At 69.1% G+C, this 19372-nt stretch carries 21 protein-coding genes and 1 tRNA gene; 13 read left to right on the top strand and 9 right to left on the bottom strand.

Translation table 11 applies throughout. From position 1 onward, the window contains the following. The coding region (locus tag ACIP64_RS21125; RefSeq protein WP_401588850.1) for a (Fe-S)-binding protein at positions 1-723 on the top strand (723 nt) is incomplete at its 5' end. A gap of 77 nt (positions 724-800) precedes the next feature. Here ACIP64_RS21125 and ACIP64_RS21120 read toward each other — a convergent pair. After that, positions 801-1586, bottom strand: coding sequence for a thioredoxin domain-containing protein (locus ACIP64_RS21120; RefSeq protein WP_401588847.1), 786 nt, complete (start codon positions 1584-1586; stop codon positions 801-803). A 225-nt stretch (positions 1587-1811) separates the two neighbouring features. Between ACIP64_RS21120 and ACIP64_RS21115 the strand changes: the two genes are divergently transcribed. Continuing rightward, positions 1812-2666 (top strand): Yip1 family protein, encoded by an 855-nt coding sequence (locus ACIP64_RS21115; RefSeq protein WP_401588844.1) that lies wholly within the window; start codon positions 1812-1814, stop codon positions 2664-2666. Positions 2667-2725: 59 nt separating this feature from the next. On the opposite strand, the gene ACIP64_RS21110 is transcribed toward ACIP64_RS21115, so the two are convergent. After that, positions 2726-3592 (bottom strand): GNAT family N-acetyltransferase, encoded by an 867-nt coding sequence (locus tag ACIP64_RS21110; RefSeq protein ID WP_401588841.1) that lies wholly within the window; start codon positions 3590-3592, stop codon positions 2726-2728. Between the two features lie 677 nt (positions 3593-4269). Between ACIP64_RS21110 and ACIP64_RS21105 the strand changes: the two genes are divergently transcribed. Next, positions 4270-5661 (top strand): hypothetical protein, encoded by a 1392-nt coding sequence (locus tag ACIP64_RS21105; protein ID WP_401588838.1) that lies wholly within the window; start codon positions 4270-4272, stop codon positions 5659-5661. 87 nt (positions 5662-5748) lie between these two features. On the opposite strand, the gene ACIP64_RS21100 is transcribed toward ACIP64_RS21105, so the two are convergent. Then, positions 5749-6261 (bottom strand): phosphoribosyltransferase, encoded by a 513-nt coding sequence (locus tag ACIP64_RS21100; RefSeq protein ID WP_401588835.1) that lies wholly within the window; start codon positions 6259-6261, stop codon positions 5749-5751. 4 nt (positions 6262-6265) lie between these two features. After that, positions 6266-6841: a dCTP deaminase gene (gene dcd, locus ACIP64_RS21095; protein WP_319660220.1), complete on the bottom strand. Its 576-nt coding sequence runs from the start codon at positions 6839-6841 to the stop codon at positions 6266-6268. A 587-nt stretch (positions 6842-7428) separates the two neighbouring features. On the opposite strand from dcd, the gene ACIP64_RS21090 reads away from it, so the two are divergent. Next, a tRNA-Gly gene (locus ACIP64_RS21090) sits at positions 7429-7502 on the top strand. Positions 7503-7732: 230 nt separating this feature from the next. Here ACIP64_RS21090 and ACIP64_RS21085 read toward each other — a convergent pair. Then, positions 7733-8191, bottom strand: a complete 459-nt coding sequence (locus ACIP64_RS21085; RefSeq protein WP_401588832.1) for an acyl-CoA thioesterase — start codon at positions 8189-8191, stop codon at positions 7733-7735. A 193-nt stretch (positions 8192-8384) separates the two neighbouring features. Here ACIP64_RS21085 and ACIP64_RS21080 point away from each other — a divergent pair, with 193 nt between their 5' ends. Further along, the gene (locus tag ACIP64_RS21080; protein WP_401588829.1) at positions 8385-8801 is read left to right on the top strand and encodes a winged helix-turn-helix transcriptional regulator; all 417 of its coding nucleotides are present in this window, start codon (positions 8385-8387) and stop codon (positions 8799-8801) included. Positions 8802-9217: 416 nt separating this feature from the next. After that, complete coding sequence (locus tag ACIP64_RS21075; protein WP_401588826.1) at positions 9218-9505, top strand: hypothetical protein; 288 nt, start codon at positions 9218-9220, stop codon at positions 9503-9505. Between the two features lie 63 nt (positions 9506-9568). Here the strand turns inward: ACIP64_RS21075 and ACIP64_RS21070 are convergent, their stop codons facing one another. Beyond that, the gene (locus ACIP64_RS21070) at positions 9569-9835 is read right to left on the bottom strand and encodes a hypothetical protein (protein ID WP_401588823.1); all 267 of its coding nucleotides are present in this window, start codon (positions 9833-9835) and stop codon (positions 9569-9571) included. A gap of 140 nt (positions 9836-9975) precedes the next feature. Beyond that, positions 9976-10329: a hypothetical protein gene (locus tag ACIP64_RS21065; protein ID WP_401588820.1), complete on the bottom strand. Its 354-nt coding sequence runs from the start codon at positions 10327-10329 to the stop codon at positions 9976-9978. A gap of 144 nt (positions 10330-10473) precedes the next feature. Between ACIP64_RS21065 and ACIP64_RS21060 the strand changes: the two genes are divergently transcribed. Further along, positions 10474-10866: a hypothetical protein gene (locus ACIP64_RS21060; RefSeq protein ID WP_401588817.1), complete on the top strand. Its 393-nt coding sequence runs from the start codon at positions 10474-10476 to the stop codon at positions 10864-10866. A 116-nt stretch (positions 10867-10982) separates the two neighbouring features. Here ACIP64_RS21060 and ACIP64_RS21055 read toward each other — a convergent pair whose 3' ends face one another. Next, positions 10983-11606 carry a hypothetical protein gene (locus ACIP64_RS21055; protein ID WP_401588815.1) on the bottom strand — a complete coding sequence of 208 codons (624 nt, stop codon included), beginning with the start codon at positions 11604-11606 and terminating at the stop codon, positions 10983-10985. Between the two features lie 259 nt (positions 11607-11865). Continuing rightward, entirely contained in the window at positions 11866-12405 is a 540-nt protein-coding gene (locus ACIP64_RS21050; RefSeq protein ID WP_401588812.1) for a hypothetical protein, read from the bottom strand. A gap of 411 nt (positions 12406-12816) precedes the next feature. On the opposite strand from ACIP64_RS21050, the gene ACIP64_RS21045 reads away from it, so the two are divergent. The 6 genes from ACIP64_RS21045 (at position 12817) to ACIP64_RS21020 (ending at position 19364) form a co-directional block, all read left to right on the top strand. After that, positions 12817-14256, top strand: a complete 1440-nt coding sequence (locus ACIP64_RS21045; RefSeq protein WP_401588809.1) for a hypothetical protein — start codon at positions 12817-12819, stop codon at positions 14254-14256. A gap of 499 nt (positions 14257-14755) precedes the next feature. Further along, entirely contained in the window at positions 14756-16180 is a 1425-nt protein-coding gene (locus tag ACIP64_RS21040; protein WP_401588806.1) for a hypothetical protein, read from the top strand. Between the two features lie 139 nt (positions 16181-16319). Continuing rightward, positions 16320-16739, top strand: coding sequence for a hypothetical protein (locus ACIP64_RS21035; RefSeq protein ID WP_401588804.1), 420 nt, complete (start codon positions 16320-16322; stop codon positions 16737-16739). Between the two features lie 69 nt (positions 16740-16808). After that, positions 16809-16973 carry a hypothetical protein gene (locus ACIP64_RS21030; protein WP_401588801.1) on the top strand — a complete coding sequence of 55 codons (165 nt, stop codon included), beginning with the start codon at positions 16809-16811 and terminating at the stop codon, positions 16971-16973. Between the two features lie 150 nt (positions 16974-17123). After that, positions 17124-18797 carry an esterase-like activity of phytase family protein gene (locus ACIP64_RS21025; protein WP_401588799.1) on the top strand — a complete coding sequence of 558 codons (1674 nt, stop codon included), beginning with the start codon at positions 17124-17126 and terminating at the stop codon, positions 18795-18797. A 111-nt stretch (positions 18798-18908) separates the two neighbouring features. Continuing rightward, positions 18909-19364, top strand: a complete 456-nt coding sequence (locus ACIP64_RS21020; protein ID WP_401588796.1) for a hypothetical protein — start codon at positions 18909-18911, stop codon at positions 19362-19364. Positions 19365-19372: the final 8 nt, after the last annotated feature.

The raw sequence follows: 19372 nt of genomic DNA, 5'->3' as shown, positions 1-19372 counted from the left end.
GAGGAGAACTGCACCGGCGACTCCGCCCGCCGCCTGGGCAACGAGTTCCTCTTCCAGCAGCTGGGCTCGGAGAACGTGGCCATGCTGAACATGGCTTTCGGCGAGGATGATGAGGACGAGAGCACCAAGCTCCCCGCCTCGAAGAAGAAGATCGTCGCGACCTGCCCGCACTGCTTCAACACCCTGGCGAACGAGTACCCGCAGCTCGGCGGCGAGTACGAGGTCATCCACCACACCCAGTTGCTCCAGCACCTGGTCGACGAGGGCAAGCTCGTCCCCGTCACCCCGGTCGAGGGCATCATCACCTACCACGACCCCTGCTACCTGGGCCGCCACAACAAGGTCTACACACCGCCGCGCGAAATCATCGCCAAGGTGCCGGGTCTGCGGAACGAGGAGATGCACCGGCACAAGGAGCGCGGTTTCTGCTGCGGCGCCGGCGGCGCCCGCATGTGGATGGAGGAGCGGATCGGCAAGCGCATCAACAATGAGCGCGTGGACGAGGCACTGTCCCTCAACCCGGACATCGTCTCCACCGCCTGCCCGTTCTGCCTGGTGATGCTCTCCGACTCCGTCAACGGCCGGAAGAACGAGGGCAAGGCCAAGGAGTCGCTCCAGGTCGTCGACGTCTCCCAGTTGCTGCTGGAGTCCGTCAAGACCCCGCTCGACCCGGACGGCGCCCAGGAGACGGCCGTGGAGCCGGAGCCCGAGCCCGCGGCGTAACCCCGCACGCCACAACGCCGGTGGGCGCGTACGGAAGTCCGTACGCGCCCACCGGCGTTGTGGCGCGGGGCCGGCTGTCAGCCGCCGATCCCGGCCTGCCGCAGCAGCGCCGCGAACGACGCCGGGTCGAACAGCTTCTGGAGGTCCTCCTGGGGCACCGCCTCGCCGTCGATCTTCACGTACGGGGTGCCCGTGGCACCGCTCTTGATGAACGCGTCCTCGGAGGCGGTGACGAAGTCCTTGTGGGCCCACTTGCCCACCGCCTGGTCGAAGGCGGCGCCGCGCAGCCCGTCGACCCCGCCGGCGAGCTCCAGCAGGTACGCGTCGGTGAAACCGTCCTCGCTCTCGTCGGGCTGGTGGGCGTAGAGCGTCTCGTGGTACGTCGCGAAGGCGCCCTTGCCCGCGTCGACGGAGGCACGCAGGGCGTTCCCGGCCCGCCGGGAGCCCTCGCCGCCCAGCTTCTCGTCGAGGAACGAGGCCAGCGTGTACTGGAGCTTGATGCGGCCGTCCGCCGCGAGCGCCGCCAACTGCGGTCCCGCCGCCTTCTCGAAGGCCTGGCACACCGGGCAGCGCGGGTCCTCGTAGATGTGGACGGTCTTCGGCGCCGCCGGGTCGCCGACGGTGATCGTCGTGCCGTCGGCCTCCATGCGGGCCGGCAGCCCGGCCAGCACCTTGGGGTCGGGCGCGGTCGGCACACCGGCCGCGGAGGCCTGGGAGGCGGCGTCCGCCGGCGAGGCCGAGGACGCCGGGGAGCCGCCGGAATCGGTCGTCAGCAGACCGCACGCCGACAGGGAGAGGGTCAGCAGCCCGGCGGCGGCCGCCCCGGCCGCGACGCGGGCGCAGACCCGCGCGGCATGACGCACGCGGGGGCGTGCTGCGTTCGGTACAACCCTGATGGCCATCGGCGGTTCCCGTCCCTTCGGATCACGTTGCCACCGAACGCTAAGCCGTCGCACCCCCGCTCGTGAAAAAACCGCCCCTCGGGCGCCTCCGGCCGCCCTCCGGCGTCTGTCACAGCTTGGCCGCAATGCCCCTCCGCGGGCGCAGGGCCCCGCCCTTCGTCGGCCGGACCGGGTACGTTCGAGGACGTGGCTGGATTCGACTACGGACGCGGACGGGACGGGGACGTGCAGCACCCGCATCAGCAGTACGGCGGACACCCTCAGCAGAACACGCGGCCGGGCGGCCCGCAGCCGCCCCAGTACGGGTTCTCGCCGGCCGCCGACGGCGAGCCCGAGTACTTCGGCTCGCCCGCACAGCAGCAGTCGTACGACGACAACCCCGGGCACACCCGCACCTTCTCCATCGGCGACGACCCGGACGCCTACGACCCGCAGGGGACGGAGCACCCCGACAACATCTCGACCTACCGCGCCGGCCAGACCACCGCGCCCCCGTCGGGCCCGCGGCTGCCCTGGAAGCAGCTGCTCAGCGGCATCGTGATGCGCCCGTCGGCCACCTTCTGGCAGATGCGCGACTACCAGGTGTGGGCGCCCGCGCTCACCGTCACGTTCGTCTACGGGCTGCTCGCCGTCTTCGGCTTCGACACCGCCCGCGAGGACGTGATCGACGCCAACCTCTCCACCAGCATCCCCTGGGTGCTCAGCACCGCCGTCGCGGTCATCCTCAGCGGCGTGATGCTCGGCGCCGTCACCAACGCCCTCGCCCGCCAGCTCGGCGGCGACGGCGCCTGGGCGCCCACCGTCGGGCTCGCGATGCTGATCACGTCGATCACCGACGCCCCGCGCCTGGTCTTCGCGATCTTCCTCGGCAGCGCCAACATGTTCGTCCAGGTCCTGGGCTGGGCCACCTGGATCGGCTGCGCCGCGCTGATGACGTCCATGCTGAGCAAGTCCCACGACCTGCCCTGGCCGAAGGCGCTGGGCGCGGCGTCCATCCAGCTGATCGCGCTGCTGGTGCTCTTCAAGCTGCCGGTGATCTGACCCGGAACCCGCGCACGGACGGGCGGCCGCCTCTCGGGGTGGCCGCCCGTCCGCGTGTTTCAGGCGGTACCCGCGAAGTCGTACACCGCCCATGCGGTGAGCAGCTCGTACCCGATGCGCCGGTAGAGGGCGTTGCTGGTGCGGTTGGCCGGGTCGGTGTAGAGCACGACCTCCTCGGCGCCCGCTGCCAGCGCGGCCCGGCTCACCTCGGCCGTCACGGCGCCCGCGTAGCCGCGACCGCGCACAGCGGCCGGGGTGTAGACGGGGTCCACCCGGATCTGGCCTCCGGCCAGCGGGTTCGCGCCGGCCATCGAGACGGGCGTGCCGTCCGGGGTCTCCCAGAACGTGTAGCGCTTCTCGGCGAAGCGCGTACCGGCCCAGGAAGCCGCGTCGATGGTGACGTCCTCCCGCACGTCCGCGGCGAACTCCGCGCACCAGCGCATGAGTTGTCCGCGCTCCTGCTCGCCCACGAGCCGGCCCCGGCCCGCCGGGAACGGCTCCGGCGGGGTGAGCGTGCCCAGGCGGTACAGGAACAGCCGGTTGCGGAGCGCGGGCGCCGCGCCGGTGTGCCGCCGCCACGCCTCGGCGAACGCGCCGGCAGTGCCCTCGTCCGCGCTGACCCAGGGCAGTGACTGCCCCTGGGACACCAGGTGGGCGGCGAGGGTGTCGGCCTGCGCGGGCGTCAGCGAGGTCACGCCGAGGCCGCGGGCCGGGAGGCGGTAGTACGCCGCGCGGACCCCGCCCGCGTCCTCCAGCAGGCCGAGGACGGCGCCCTGGGCGTCCGGCACCTCCGAGGCGCGGGTGCGCAGCCTCTCGGTCGTGCTGAGCATCGTGGTGTGCAGGCCGGGCCGCGAACGCAGGAAGCCCCCGGCCCGGGCGAGAAAGTCGTCGATGTCTTCCGCGATCTGCCAGTCATCGGAGCGCATGCCGCCCGATAGTGCCCGATGGGCGCGGCCGCGGGAACACGTCCGCAGGACCTTTGCGTCCCGGCCCCGCCGTGCCGGGGCCGTCGCCCACAGCCTGTGGACGGCGGCGCGGCGAGCGGGGTCAGCCTTCCGTGTTCGGCTCGGAAAACAGAGAGCTCCCAGGCGTCGTCGACTTCATGACGGTAGTCGGAGCCGCGTCGTATCCGCAGTTCAAACTGCCCTACTGGCTTGGCAGATCGGGATCAGGGCCTCCCTGCCACGCTCGCCCCACGCCACCGCCTCCTCCGCTGAGGCATCCAGGTCCACAACGGCCTGTCGGTAGGTACCCATGGCCTTCCCCGCGTCCTGACGGTGCCGGGGCCGGCACCGGCCTCGGGGTAGGCGGGCGACCCGTGCGCACCCCGCGGGGAAGCGCGGTGCCGTCGGACATGAAGCGCTACTCATCGTGCACGTTGATGCAATTCGGATAACAATGAGTGATCACCGACGGTGCCTCGCCGGGCTGCGGCACGGCGAAGAAGGGCCCCTCACAGTCAGGAAGTCAGGAGACATCGGTGATCAAGCATCGTGCCCCGCATCACCCCCCTTTTGAGGGGCGGATCGGACGAGGTCAAGCCCGAATAGGCGTCGGCCCTCGTCGGCAGTGGCGGCAGGCAGGGGCCGTGGCAGGACTGTGCGTGGCGCTGTCCGGTACCACGCTGATCCCCGCGACCGCCGCACCAACGGCGGCAAGGCCCGCGACCACCCCGGTGCCCGCACGAGCGATCGACCCGTCCTTCACCTTCAGCTTCACCGGAGCCCCGCAGAGCCTCAACGTCCCGGCGAACGCGGTTGTCACCATCACCGCCGACGGCGCCGGAGGCGCCGACAACAGCGGCACCCCCTGCTCCGTCACAGGGACCGGCGGGTCCGCGGCGCGGGTCGTCACCACCCTCCCGCAGACCATCGCACCGACGACCTTCACCATCAACGTCGGCGGTACCGGCGGCAAGGGCTGCAACGGCACCGGGTCGGGGGGCGCCGGCGGGTTCAACGGCGGCGCGCCGGGCGGGAGCTTCCCGACCACTGGTTTCCAGAACGAAGGTCCGGGCGGAGGTGGGGCGTCCAGCGTCACCACGGGCGGCTCCCTGCTGGTGGTCGCCGGGGGCGGCGGCGCCTCCGGGGGCACCGGTGCGGGCTCCACCGGGGGAAACGGAGGCAACGGCGGGACAACGCCGGATGCCACCGGCGGCACCGCGGGAAGTGCCGTCGGCCCCGGGGCTTCACCGGGGCAGGGCGGAGCCGGTGGCAACACCACGACCAGTACCGGGGGTATCGGCGGGGCCGCGGGCAGCGCTCCGCCCTGCGCGGCCACGAACGGGGGGCCGGGGGGCGGGTTCTCCGGTGCCACGGTCGGTACCGGCGGCACCGGGGGCAGCATCGGCAGCGGTTGCGCCCTCACCCAGACCGGTTCCGGTGGGGGCGGCGGGGGCGGGTACTTCGCCGGCGGAGGCGGCGGCAGCGCCTCCGTCAACAACACCGGCATCTCGGCGGGTGGAGGCGGAGGCGGTGGGGGCAGCAGTTTCGCCGACCCGACGGGCACCGGCACCAGCTATGCGCTGTCCACGATCGGCGCGGCGAACAGCAACGGCCAAGTGATCATCTCGTACACCGTGCCCACCCCTGCCCTGGCCATCACGAAGACCCACACGGGGAACTTCACCCAAGGCCGGCCGGGCACCTACACCATCACCGTCGGCAACACCGGATCCGGCCCGACCGACGGCAGCGCCGTCACCGTGCAGGACACCCTCCCGCCAGGGCTGACCGCCCGCAGCATCACCGGCACCGGATGGAACTGCGTCCTGGCCACCCTCACCTGCACCCGCAGCGACGCCCTGGCGGCAGGCGCCAGCTACCCGCCCATCACCCTCGAAGTCGATGTCTCCTGCGGCTGCGACACACACCACCGGATCACGAACACCTCCACCGTCACCGGAGGCGGTGACACCACCACGCACAGCGCCACCGACCCCACGACGATCACACGCAACAAGGACTGCCACCACGACGGGCAGCACCCCAAGTAGCCGATCGGCCGTAACGCCAAGCGCTCCCGGGTACATCCCGGTCCGCCCGCTCGTGGCCAGGGCGGGCCGGGGGCCCCTGGCCCACCTCTAGAGGGCATCCTTCGAGGGCGTGATCGGCTCCCCCGGCTTACGTACCGGAGGCAGAACGCTCCACGGGAAGTTGATCCAGTCATCGGTGCGGCGCCACACGTAGTCGCACTTCACGAGCGACTGCGGCTTCTCGTAGATCACCGCGCTGCGCACCTCGGCGACATGGCCGACGCAGAAGTCGTGGACCAGCTTCAGCGTCTTGCCCGTGTCGGCGACGTCGTCCGCGATCAGCACCTTCTTGTCGGAGAAGTCGATCACGTTCGGCACGGGCGCCAGCATGACCGGCATCTCCAGCGTGGTGCCCACCCCGGTGTAGAACTCCACGTTGACCAGGTGGATGTTCTTGCAGTCCAGCGCATACGCCAGGCCGCCGGCCACGAAGACTCCGCCGCGGGCGATCGACAGCACTATGTCGGGCTCGAAGCCGTCGTCGGCGATGGTCTGCGCCAGCTCGCGCACGGCGTCGCCGAAGGCCTCGTAGGTCAGGTTCTCCCGTGCGGATCCGGTCATTCGCTCACACCTGCGTCCGGTGGAAGTTGAGGTAGGACCGCGAGGGCGTCGGGCCCCGCTGCCCCTGGTAGCGCGACCCGTGCTTGTCCGACCCGTACGGGAACTCCGCCGCCGACGTCAGCCGGAACAGGCAGAGCTGCCCGATCTTCATCCCCGGCCACAGCTTGATCGGCAGCGTCGCGACGTTCGACAGCTCCAGGGTCACATGACCCGAGAAACCGGGGTCGATGAAGCCCGCCGTCGAGTGCGTCAGCAGCCCCAGGCGGCCGAGGCTGGACTTGCCCTCCAGGCGGGAGGCGATGTCGTCCGGCAGCGAGATCACTTCGTACGTGGACGCCAGCACGAATTCGCCGGGGTGGAGGATGAACGCGTCGTCGCCCTCCGGCTCCACCAGCCGCGTCAGGTCCGGCTGCTCGACGGCCGGATCGATGTGCGGGTACCGGTGGTTCTCGAACACCCTGAAGAATCGGTCGAGCCGGACATCGATGCTCGACGGCTGGACCATGGTCGGCTCGAACGGGTCGACCCTGACCCGTCCGTTGTCGATCTCGGTCCGGATGTCCTTGTCTGAGAGCAGCACACCAGCAGATTACGCGGCGATGGGGCCCATGTCCGAATCGACCACGGGCCCCGGAACGCGTCCGGCCTGCCTACTTCTCGCCCTCGGCAGGACCGGCCGCCACCGACACCGGCACCACACTCCGCATGCGCGCGCACTGCGGGCACCTGATCAACCGACCCGGGCCCAGCCGTCCCGCTTCCAAGTGCTGCATCGGCAGCGTGGCGGTGCTGAAAACGTGCCCTCCGGCACAACGAACGACGGTGCGATCCATCGCTCCCCTTCTCCCCGGTACCTCAACGACGAAAGCCACATTAGGGGATGAACCCATCCCTGCCCCGCACGGCACTCCGCCCACCCCGGCCCGGCCCAACCGGCCCACACCGTACGCCTGATCGCCTCCGCCGCGCACACTTCGCCACTCCGTGAAACGCCCCTCCACACCCCCTTCACCACACTCCCACCCGGGCCCCCGGCGCGGCCCTGGCCGCCGTCCGGCCGCCTCCCGCCGAGCCCGGCCCTGCAACACGACGGCCCCGGAGCGTATGCGTCCGGGGCCGGGCATGGGGTACAGTGTGCGAGGTCAGATGCCTCAACAGGTGTCTTACGCGGGTGTAGTTTAATGGTAGAACATGAGCTTCCCAAGCTCAGAGCGCGGGTTCGATTCCCGTCACCCGCTCCAGCAGAAAGCCCCAGGCGAACCGCCCGGGGCTTCTTTGTTGTCCGGACCGGATCAAGTGTCTCGTGCCGGATCCGTGCCAGATGCCGTGTCATCTGCCGCCGCACGCCGCTCGCGGACCATCGGCGCCCTTCTCGGCGTACCAGTCGAGGTGGCGTCGCAGCTCCGTGCGGAGGAAGGCCGGCAGCGCGGCGTCCCACTCACCGGCCTCGGACTTCGTCGGGTGGGTGTCTTCAGGCTTCAGGGCCCTGGATTCGCTCGAAACCCGCTCGATGGCTCTCGGACCACTCGGTGGGTCGCATCGTCTCCCCGCTGACGTTCACGATGGTCCGCGTCCCATGTGCGTACGTGCTGCTGCCATCACGACTGCATACGCGGAAGCCGATCGACGCCGATGTACGTCCCACCCGCTCCGTCCAGAGGTGGACAGCGATTGCCCCGGCGCCGGTCAAGGGAAGGTCGAACACGATGGAGACCGCCTTCACGACGTAGAACGTCGGCACAGCCTCGTCGGGTGCTCCGAAGCCCAGACTCAATGCATATGTGTTCCAGGCACGTTCGACCATCACGGTGTATCGGGAATTGTGCAGCATCCCGTAGGGATCAAGGTCGTCGAAGTGGACATCCAGCGGGAGAAAGGTGCCGTATTCCACGGAATCGGATATCAGAGATGATGCACTGGTGTCAGTCATGACGAATTCCTTCTTGTGTCGGTTCCCGCCTGAGATGATCACGCACCCCGGCCTCGGTCCTTCATGACCTGCCATTGCCTGGGCATGCCTCTGGCCAGGCTTCTCACGGCTTGTATGTCGTCCCATCGTGGGTCAGCATGGTCACCGGTACAAAAGGCACACGCGTGTGCGTAAGCAGGGGGCGAGGCGCGCCATGGGTGCTGCCAAAGGTCACGCGCCGGGCATCGTTCTGCCGGGGCCCTGTTCCCGTTGGCCATCAGAACGGGGCGAGGCCATCCGGAAGATCGTGGAACGGGCCGGCGACAAGTGGACGGTCCTGGTGGTCGGTTCCCTGGAAAACGGCCCTCTGCGCTACACCGACCTGCAGCACGCCGTACCGGGAATCTCACAGCGCATGCTGACTGTCACGCTGCGTCACCTGCGCCGCGACGGCTTCGTCACGCGCACCTCCCACCCCGAAGTCCCGCCGCGCGTGGAGTACGCGCTCACCCCCCTCGGCTCCACCCTGCTCGAGGCCGTGATCGCACTGACCGACTGGGCCGGAACCCATCACGACGAGATTCAAGAGAACCGCTCACGCTTCGACGCATCCGAGACCGAGGCCGATTGACAGCCGAGCGCGTCCTCGCCACGGTTCACCGTCCGGGCAAGCAGCTCAGATCCGGCAGAGGAAACGCTGTACGGGCAGGGGCTCTTGCTGACGAGCACGGGTCAAAGGGTCGACTCATCGTCGGCTGGGCGGGTCCGCCATCGACAGGGAACTCGTAAACCCGCGGCCGTCATTCACGGTCACAGGCGCAATACGGGAGATCCGTGCCGATCTTGGCGGTGTGAGGGTCCTGCACCACGCGGCCAACGACGACCGCCGTTGCTGCACGCAGGCGGCCGGTCGGCCGGCCCGGGAGACCTCAGCGACCACCACGCCCCTGGTTCGCACCCGGGGGCAGGCCTCGGACGATTCAAGAACAGCCCGGTCGCACGGGTGAGGACATGCATGATGTGCGGATGGGGCATCTTCCTGTCGACGTGCGCGCATCACTCCGGTTCTTCGCCTTCTACCTGGCGAATGGCACCCTGGACGTCGACCTGCTCGACGGCATCGACTACCGGCCGGCCCTCTTCCAGTACGGCTCTGCCCTGGAGATGGTCTTCGCGATCTACGGCAACGTTCTGGAGGTCGACGAGGACGGGGAGGTGCTGAACGACGGAGAGGCGCAATACCGTGCCGCCCAGTGGATTCGTGCTTACTGCGACCCGGGCTACGAGGCTGAGCCGCCGTTCCAGGCGTGGGAGACCGAACTCCACGGTCCTTGAACTCCCACGCTGAGTTGCGTGCCCGTACGGCGGGACATTGCTGGAACTCACGCGGACCACAAGTCATGGAGTCGTCAGGTCAGCGGCCGTCCGCATACGTCGTCTTCCGGACTGGTACGCCGCGGATCGGGAGTAGAAGCCCCGGCCGTACTCTTCGGGCCCGACAGTGAAGTCGTCCGGACGGTCACGGCGCAGCTCTTCATACCGGACTGCGAACACGTCGATGGCTTCATGAATGGTGCAGCCCAACGTTTCGCAGATCGTCTTGAGCGCAAGGACGATCCGGCGGTCGAGGATGTCGCGGTCCACGCTTGCCGGCAGTGCGGTCACGGGTCCTCCGAAGTCGCCGTACAGCAGCGGAGTACAGCAACCGCGCAGACCGCAGTCAACCGGGTAAGTCTTCTGGCCCCCCACCTGGCCGGCCAATCGGCCCTCGGCAACCGTCGCGCCCGGAGTTCGCATCGAGGCGATCAGTCCACGTCGGAGTCCGCGCGGCCTACGGAGCGGAACACGGTCTCGTACCTGCCTGCTTGGACCAGGTGATCCACGACTCTCACCATGGCCGGTATGCCGGCGTCACGGACGATGAGCCCGTCCCAGCAGGTGAAGAAGCTTCCTCCCAGCTCCTCCCCTGTCGTCGCCCACCGGCCCATGAGCCTTTGGACCTCCGCGAGCGTGAAGATGGTCCCTGACCACCGGAGCCCGTCCGCGAAGGTCACCCACATGTCGACGTTGCAGACATCCTCAAGCGCTTCGCCCGCGTGGGGCACGAAACAGATCTCGTACCCGTCCCGCTGCACACGGTAAAAAGGCCCGTCCCACATGACGTCCCTGCCCCCCATTCCAAGCCGAAGGCGGAGCCTAACGCTGCGCTCGTGCCGGAACGGGCAGGGTTTCCGGGGGAATCGCGGGGCGTGGAGGGACGCGCTGCCCACTCCGTCCAAGGCCGGGAATCCGCGGGTCACGCTGTGGACCGGCCCACGCCGCTCCTCAAGCAGTGGTCCGCTTCCGCGTCACCATCGAGCGGTGCTGATGAAGACGATGCCCGCCGGCTCGTGCAGGCCGAGATCGAAGACTCGCGCGGCCACGTCGACTGCGAGCTGGGAATCCTTCGCGTCCAAGCAGTGTCGTTCGGCTGGGTCGTCCACTGGGGTGCCGTCGGTCCATTGTCGAGCGGTCAGCCCGCTCGTCCCGGGGGCAACGGCCCGTTCCTCGTGGACCGCGAGAACGAGCGGCTGATCCGGACAGCTACCAGCCGACCCGTGCGGCATCAGATCGCCGACTACGAAAGTCGTTTGCGACGCGAGGCACACGCCCGGAACGCGACGGCGCAGCGGGCCGCCCACGGTGAGCGCGCCTGAACTCCTGGCGCACTCGTGCCCGATACGTGCCCGACAGGTCGGTTGGCCGCGGCCTACAGCGGAAGTCCGAGTGCACGCGGCAATTCGTCCGGGCACCCGTCGCCACAGGAGCCAGATCAGGCGCCGCCGTGCTCGGCCACCTGCTCCGCGACCACGAACTCGGCGCCGCACTCGCCGCACGTCCCGGTGCCGAAAAGGTGGGTGAGGGCGACCATGACCGATGCGATTCCCGCCTCACATGCCGCGTCGTACAGCAGCCGCGCAGGCCCTGACAGATCGGCCGGCTCAGCGGGACGGAGGGGCTTCACGTCCGGGTCTCCGGGTTCGTGGTCACCAACGGCGGAGAAGTAGCCTGCCTCGCCGATGGCGATGAACACGCCCATCTCGCACTCAGGGCAGAAGACCTCATACGTCTCGTCGGCCAGGCCCTCCAGGGCTTCTGACCAGACCGGAACGTTGTCGAGGGCCATGGCGGCCTGGAGCAGATAGATGTAGGGGCCGGGCTCGGCAGGCCGTCGAATGCGCTCGCGAGCGAGAGACCGGAGGCGGTCGATGTCGTCGATGTGGTCGCGACGCGTGTCCCCGTCCGCCGCGGCGACGATTGCTCCGGCCAGGATCAGGGCATCGTCTCCCGCCTGCCCGGCTTTGCTCCCCACATCGGCGAGCTTGCTGAGAGCAGCGAAGCTCGCCGAGTAGACGCTGCCCTGATGGCACAGACGCGACCACAGGTCGCTCCACACGTCTTCGCTCGGCTCGCATTCGAGCCGTTCGAACAGGACCGGGATGTCTTGCGCCGATCCATAGGCGTGCTTCAGTTGCGACTAATCCGTCATGGAGGCATCCAATCAGGCGGGGACCGCGGGGAAGCACGGGGCCACTAGGCACGAAGAAGGGGTGCCCCGTGTCTTGGGGCACCCCTTCCGTCCGGCGCCTTCGCCGGGCCGTCGCCGAGAGCGCGACGGTCTTCAACACCGCTGACGGCTCGATGCCGCCACTGGGTCAGCCGAGGACGGCGTAAGCCTGGTTGGCATAGGTCTGCACGCTGTTGCCCGCCACGTCCGTGACCTTCGCACTCAGCGAGACCTTGCCCGCGGCGGGATTCGGGACGTTGGTCGACCAGGTCGAACCGGTGTGGGTGACGCGCAGGCCGTGCCAGTTCTTGCCGTTGTCGGTGGAGTACCAGGCCTGCACCGTCTTCGCGGTATCGGCCCTGTACGGCACGCCGTAGTGCGGGTCGGCGCGGTCCATGAACAGGCCGACCGGGGTGGTGCTGAGCGGCTTCGCCCTGCCGTGCGTGTCGAGGCCTCCGATCAGGAAGCGGCTCAGCACGCCGGGGGCGACCTGCGCCGTCCCCGGGTCGGCGTGGAAGCGGAAGACCGCACGGGTGAAGGGCGACAGCACGCCCGCGGGGAAGGTTGCCGCGCCCGAGAAGCCGGTGTTCGCGAAGAACTGCCGGGTGTAGGCGTTCGTCGCGCACGACGTCGCCGCCGACACCGACGCGGTGGATCCCGCGACGACACCACCCGTCAGCGCGGCCACCACCGCGGTCCCGGGGGCCGGACGGGATCTGCCGACACTGCTCGCTGAGTCCCCTTTTTCGTACCCGACCGCCCCGCAGACAGTCGTCCGGGATATCTGATTCATGAAAGCGGTCCAGGGTTGTACGGCCGGGCGATTTATTTCTCCCGCCTTTTGGTAAAGGGCGTGAGTGGCTGCACCACAGCTCTTCCGCGAGGCGCGCCGACCGGCTTCGAGCGGTCGAAATCACCTATTCCGAGCGGAAGTCAAGACTCCGATCACCACCTGGAGGCAGTTGGGCAACCTTCCGTTCACCCAAACCCACTCGGTTACGGAACTGTGACACCGGCAACGAATATCCGGGTTGGCGAATGGGGCGCGATCACTACGCTGTGCGAGTCAAATGAAGACCTCGTTGAAAAGGAGGTGCCTATGCGAGCGAGAGTCCTTTCCGCTGCCACCGGCATAGCGGTCGCCGCCGGAATGGTTCTGTCCGCTTCTCCCGGCACGGCCTTCGCCGACGGCACGCATCCCCCGAAGTCCTGCGCCGCACCGACGGGCACCGGTCCCTCGGTCCCCACGTACCTCTACAACGGTCCCTTCCAGGAGACCGCCCCGTGGGGAGACGACGGCACCCCGGTCCAGTCCTTCGTCGGCCAGACCGCGACGCTCGCCGGCTATCTGTACTGCGCGCCCGCGGACGCCAAGGTGCAGATCACCCGCAAGAACCCGAACGGCACCAGCAGCGTGGTGGGGACGGTCACCACGACCCCGGTCGACTCCCTCGGCGCCTCGTGGTCGTTCAACGACTCGCAGCCCGCCGGCGACTACAGCTACACGGCCGCCTACCTGGGTGACGACACCTACCTTCCCTCGGACGGCAACCGCGTGATGCGCTTCGTGCGCCACAAGGTGTCGATGACTCTGACGGCCAAGGCGCCGAGGTTCGAGCTGGGCAAGGCGAACCACGTCACCGTCGCGGGACAGCTGACCGTCCCCGACGGCCTGCCGATCCCGAAGGGCCAGAAGCTGGGCGTCCGGCTGGCCCTCAACCCCCACAGCGGCGCGGTCGGCACGCCGCTGGCCCCCGCGGTGACGACCGACACCGCGGGACACTTCTCCCTCGCGATGGACCTCCGCACGGAGGGCACGTACCAGGTCCAGGTGAGCTACCCGGGCAGCACCCTGCTGGGGGGTGCCTCGGCCACCGCGGATCTCAACATGAAGCGGCTCACGCCCCAGCTCACGGTCAAGACCGACCGCTCGCTCTACGGCTACAAGGCCAAGGCCACGGTCACGGCCCACCTGGGCACGACCTACACCGGCCGGACGGTGGGGCTGTACGCGACGCCGGTCAGCGGCAAGCGGGTCACCATCAAGACCGGCAAGGTCGACAAGAACGGCAACCTCTCCGGCACCTACGTGGTCAGCCGGAACACCAAGTTCTCGGCCACCTTCGCCGGCGACGCGCGCTACGCCCCCGCCTCGGCCGCCGTGGGCACGCAGACGAGCGCGCTGATCCACGGCACGGCGAGCGGCTACCTCAAGACGTCGGTCTCCGGCGGCCAGACCTACAAGGTCTACCGCCACACGTCCTCGGCGAAATTCGCCGTCGACGTGGCCCCGGCCGCCCCCGGCAGGTGCGTCCACGTCCAGCGGCAGACGCTGACGGCCGGCGTGTGGCTCGGAGACGTCAACCACGACGTCTGCGTGAAGCTCAACTCCAAGAGCGCCGCCACCTACAGCATGCCGCTGGCAAGCATGAACCAGAGCCGGGTGCGGGTGCGCTTCCTGTACGACGGCGTGTACAACGTCCCGGACTACAACGCCTGGACCTACAGCGCCTGGCAGTACATCGCGGTCGTCAGCTGACAGCGGTCGCCTGACGGCACATCGCACAACCCCCGATACGGGGCTCCCGTGGGTCGCGCGGCCGGCCGAGGCATCCGCCCACGGGAGCCCCGTCTCCTTTTGCACCCGTGATCGCGTTGCGCGCCCGGACGGGATCTGCCGATCCTGTTCGCCGAAGTCCTTTTTTCGTGCCCGACTGCCCGGCACGCAGTCGCCCTGGATATGTGATTCATGAAAGCGGCCGAGGGTTGTACAGCCGGGCGATTTATTTCCCGGGACTTTCGGCAGAGGGTATGGGACCACTGCGTGCCGACCGGCTCCGAGCGGTCGAACTCACCCAATCCGTGCGGATGTTCGGCCTCCGGTCGGCAGTCCGTGGCGGTCGGCAACCCCTCGTTCACTGACACTCAGTCAGTTATGGAACTGTGACACCTGCATCGAATACGCGAGGTCTCCATTAAGGGGCGCAATTACTACGCTGTGCTGGTCAAATGAAGACCTCGTTCAAAAGGAGGTACCTATGCGAGCGAGAGTCCTTTCCTCCGCCACCGGCATAGCGGTCGCCGCCGGAATGATTCTGTCCGCTTCTCCGGGCACGGCCGTCGCCGACGGCTGGGAACCCCCGAAGTCCTGCGCCACGCCCACGGGCACTGGTCCCTCGGTCACCACCTACCTCTTCAACGGCCCCTTCTCGGAGGTCTCCCCGTGGGGAGACGACGGCACCCCGGTCCAGGTCTTCGTCGGCCAGACCGGGAAGCTCAGCGGCACTCTCTACTGCGCGCCCGCAGGGGCCAAGGTGCAGATCACCCGCAAGAACCCGAACGGCACCACCAAGGTGGTGGGGACGGTCGCCACCACCCCGCTCGACGCCCTCGGCGCCTCGTGGACGTTCAGCGACTCGCAGCCGGCCGGCAACTACGCCTACACGGCCGCCTACCTGGGCGACAGCACCCACCTTCCCTCCGACGGCAGCCGCGTGATCCGCTTCGTGCGCCACAAGGTGCTGGTGCGACTCGCGGTCAAGGCGCCGAGGTTCGAGCTGGGCAAGGTGAACCGTGTCGCCATCGCGGGACAGCTGGTCGTCCCCGACGGCCTGCCGGTCCCGAAGGGCCAGAAGCTGGGCGTCCGGCTGACCCTCAACCCCCTCAACGGCGGGTCCGCCACGCCGGCGACGCCGGTGGTGACGACCGACACCGCGGGGCACTTCACCGTCCCGTTGAACATCCACGCGGAGGGCACGTACGAGGTCCAGGTGACCTACCCGGGCAGCACCCTGCTCGGAGGCGCCACGGCCACCACCAGTGTGAACATGAGGCGGCAGACGTCCCAGCTCACGCTCAAGACCGACCGCTCGCTCTACGGCTACAAGGCGAAGGCCAAGGTCACGGCCCACCTGGGCACGACCTACACGGGGCGCACCGTCGGGCTGTACGCGACGCCGGTCAACGGCAAGCGGGTCACCATCAGGACCGGCAAGGTCGACAAGAACGGCAACATCTCCGGCACGTACGTGGTCAGCCGGAGCACCAGGTTCTCGGCCACCTTCGCCGGCGACGCGCGCTCCACGCCGGCCTCGGTCTCCGTGGGCACGAAGACGAGCGCGCTGATCCAAGGCTCGGCGGGCGGCTACTTCAGGACGTCCGTGTACAAGGGCCGGACCTACAAGGTGTACCGCCACACGTCCTCGGCGAGGTTCGCCGTCGACGTGGCCCCGGCCGCCCCCGGCCAGTGCGTCAGGATCCAGCGGCAGACGCTGACCCGCGGCGCGTGGCTCGGGGACGTCAACTGGGACAGCTGCGTGAAGCTCAACTCGAAGAGCGCCGCGACGTACACCACGTCGCTCGGCAGCATGAACCAGAGCCGGGTGCGGGTGCGCTTCCTGTACAGCACCGTGTACAACGCCCAGACCTACAGCGCCTGGCAGTACATCGCCGTCGTCAACTGACGGCGGTGGCACAAAGGCTCCCGTGGGTCGAGCGGCCTCCGGCCACGGCATCCGCCCACGGGAGCCTCGTCGCGTTGCGGCTCCGCCATGAGACGCCGGCGGTAGGCTGCGCCGGGGACGCGGACACCCGGGGAACGTCATGGAACCATCGCTGTCGACGCCGAACCGCCTGGCCAACGGCGGCCTGGGGGCCGTTCCGGCGGTCGCCGCCCTGGTGTACGCGACGCAGGCAGGCGGCACGCTGTCACGGCTCGTGGCGACGGCGGCCGCCATCGCCTTCGCGGTCCTGGCGGTGCGGGGATACCGACTCGACGTGACGTACGCGCACACGCGGATGGTGGTCCGCGGCTACCTGCGTACGCGGACCGTCGACCGAGCGCGCGTCACGGACATCACGGACTTCCCCGCCGTGCGGTGGACGGCGCACAACGGGCGGAGCCGGTGGACCCCGCTCACGGCGCTCATGACGAGCCCCGGCGGGACCTCGGCAACCCGCCTCCGCAAGGAGCGGGCCCTCGTGAGGCTGCGGCAGTGGCCGCGACGGGACAAGGCGACGTGAGGCGTGTGTCCGGCCCGGTCTGCCGCGCCGACGACAACCGGCGTCGGCAACAGGCAACTCCGGCGGATCGTGAGCGCCGTCGGCGAGAACATGTACTCGGGCGCGGTCTGGGTCGTCCCGGGCGGTGCTTCGGGGCCGGTGGCCAAGGGGACCCGGTTCATCACCGCCGCCGCCGTCAACCTCCCCCAGGGCAGCACATTCCTGGGCGGCTGGGGGCTGATGCGGCTGATCTGACGGAGTGACCGGCGTAGGTGTTCCCGCGGTCACCGGCCGGGGGAACACGTACGCCGGTCGTGCCGTTTTGGTGAAGAGCGGGTTCTTTGTGAACCATCGGTTCACCGGCGAAGGGCCCACGGTTCACCACATACCGCCAGGTTCAGGGGTATGACTTCAAGACGCTTCTCTCGCAAGCGCATCCGGCTCGCCCTCGCGATCGGCGCCACCGTCGCCGTGGCGGGCACGGGTACGGCCGCGGCCCATTCCGGTGGCTGGCTGTGGGCCCCTTCGCACGACTTCGGGGCGGTCGCCGACTCCTTCTCCGGGCACGGCAGGGTGACGGGCGATGTGCTGCGCAACGACTCCGGCGCGACCGCCGTCGTACGGCACACCGCCCCGTCCAACGGCAAGGTGACGATCGCCGCGGACGGCACGTTCACGTACACGCCGGACTCCGGTTTCACGGGCACGGACACCTTCACGTACACCACCACCGACGCGGTGGAGCTGTTCAAGGACGCCCGGGCGAACGGGGCCCCCTTGGCGCCGCTCGGGCAGGTCGCCGGTCCCGCCGGCACGACCACCGAGCTCTCCGGTGAGGGCTACGGCTCCTCGCTCGCCCCGGTGCCGGGCAAGCCGGGCCACTTCTACGGCCTCACCGACCGCGGCCCGAACGCCGACGCCCCCGACGGCAACAAGTCCGAGATGGTGCCCGGCTTCACGCCCGAGATCGGTGAGTTCAAGCTCGTCGACGGCAAGGCCGAGCTGGTCGACCAGATCAGCCTCAGGGGGCCGAAGAGCCTCGGCGGCGTGAAGTACAGCGGCCGTCCGCCGCACGACACGAGCGAGGTCATCGACGACGTCGCCGCGACGAACGCGGCCGGCGGCACGCCCACGCCCATCGCCAGGGACCCGTACGGCTACGACTCCGAGGGCTTGGTGGCGCTGCCCGACGGCACGTTCTGGGTCTCCGACGAGTACGGCCCGTACATCACGCACTTCGACCGGAACGGCTACGAGCTGGGCCGGCTGACCCCGTACCGGAACAGCCCGGACAACGCGTACCACAAGGTCGTCGGGTACCTGCCGGCCGAACTCGCCTTCCGCGCCAAGAACAAGGGCATGGAGGGCCTGACGGTCACGCCGGACGGCTCGACCCTCGTGGGCGTCATGCAGTCCGCGCTCCAGCAGCCGGACCTCGGCAGCACCAAGGCCGCGAACGTCGCGCCGACCCGCATCATCACGGTCGACCTGCGCACGAACCGGACCAAGCAGTACCTGTACCTGCTGGACAACCCGGCGAGCACGGGTGCCGCCAACAGCGAGATCACCGCGCTGTCCGCCACGAAGTTCCTCATCGACGAGCGCGACGGCGGCTTCGAGCCGTTCGCCCAGAAGTCGCTCTACGAGGTCGACATCAACGGCGCCACCGACGTCAGCGGTCTGACGATCGGCGGCAAGTCGCCCGAGGCGCTGGCCGGGACGAGCGGCACCAACGCCGCGCTCGCCGCGCTCACCACCGCCGGCGTCAACGTCGCGCAGAAGCAGCCGTACGTCAACGTCGGCACGCTGGTCAGCCAGTTCGACCCCACCGGCGCGTTCTTCGCGCACGACAAGGTCGAGGGCGTCGCCACCACCGACGGCGGCCGGACGCTGTACCTGGCCAACGACGACGACTTCGGCATCGACAGCATCGTCGTCGACCCGGACGGGAAGTGGACCGTCCACCAGAAGACGCTGCCGCCCACGGGTCTGACCGACAGCGGCGAGATCCTGAAGGTCGATACGACGAAGCTGCCCGCCGTCCTCAAGACCGTCACGGTGACGGTCCACGTGCGCTGACCCACCCCGCGCCCGCCGGGCCCGTCCACCGCGGTGGGCGGGCCCGACGGGTGTGCGGAGCTGCCGGCGAAGGGCTTGTTGACCAGGGTCCGCACTGCCAAAATCGGCGCGGTGATCACGACCAGGAGTGCCCGCAGGGCTTCGGGCACCAAGAACTCCTCCGACTTTCTCCTCGCTTTGACCTTTGTCAGGCGCCGCACTCCGGAAAAGGACGCCGCGGACCTCGCGAAGGGCCAGGTCTTCGAGGTGGCCTCGCTGAGCAGGACCATCGGCGGGGTGGCGCTCATCTCGGTGGGCAAGGGGAAGCAGATCGAGCGCCTGAAGATCGGCAGCCTGTTCGTCGCCCAGGGTCGGCCCATGATCTGGCGGGAGCGCCGCACCGGGAACGAGACCCTGCTGAACGGTCCCTTCCGGCTCGTGCCGCTCGAAAAGAAGGTGCCCCTCAACAACAGGATGGGGTTCTTCGAGCTTTCCACGGCTGACGGCACTCACGAGTTGACCCTTCCGAAGAAGGACGCCCCGCTCGTCGAACTCGCGATAGCCGCGGAACCGGCTGCGACCGATTAGCGGAGAAG

Source organism: Streptomyces sp. NPDC088733, from assembly GCF_044751185.1.
In the GTDB taxonomy this organism is placed as follows: domain Bacteria; phylum Actinomycetota; class Actinomycetes; order Streptomycetales; family Streptomycetaceae; genus Actinacidiphila.
This window is presented reverse-complemented; position numbering and strand designations above follow the sequence as displayed.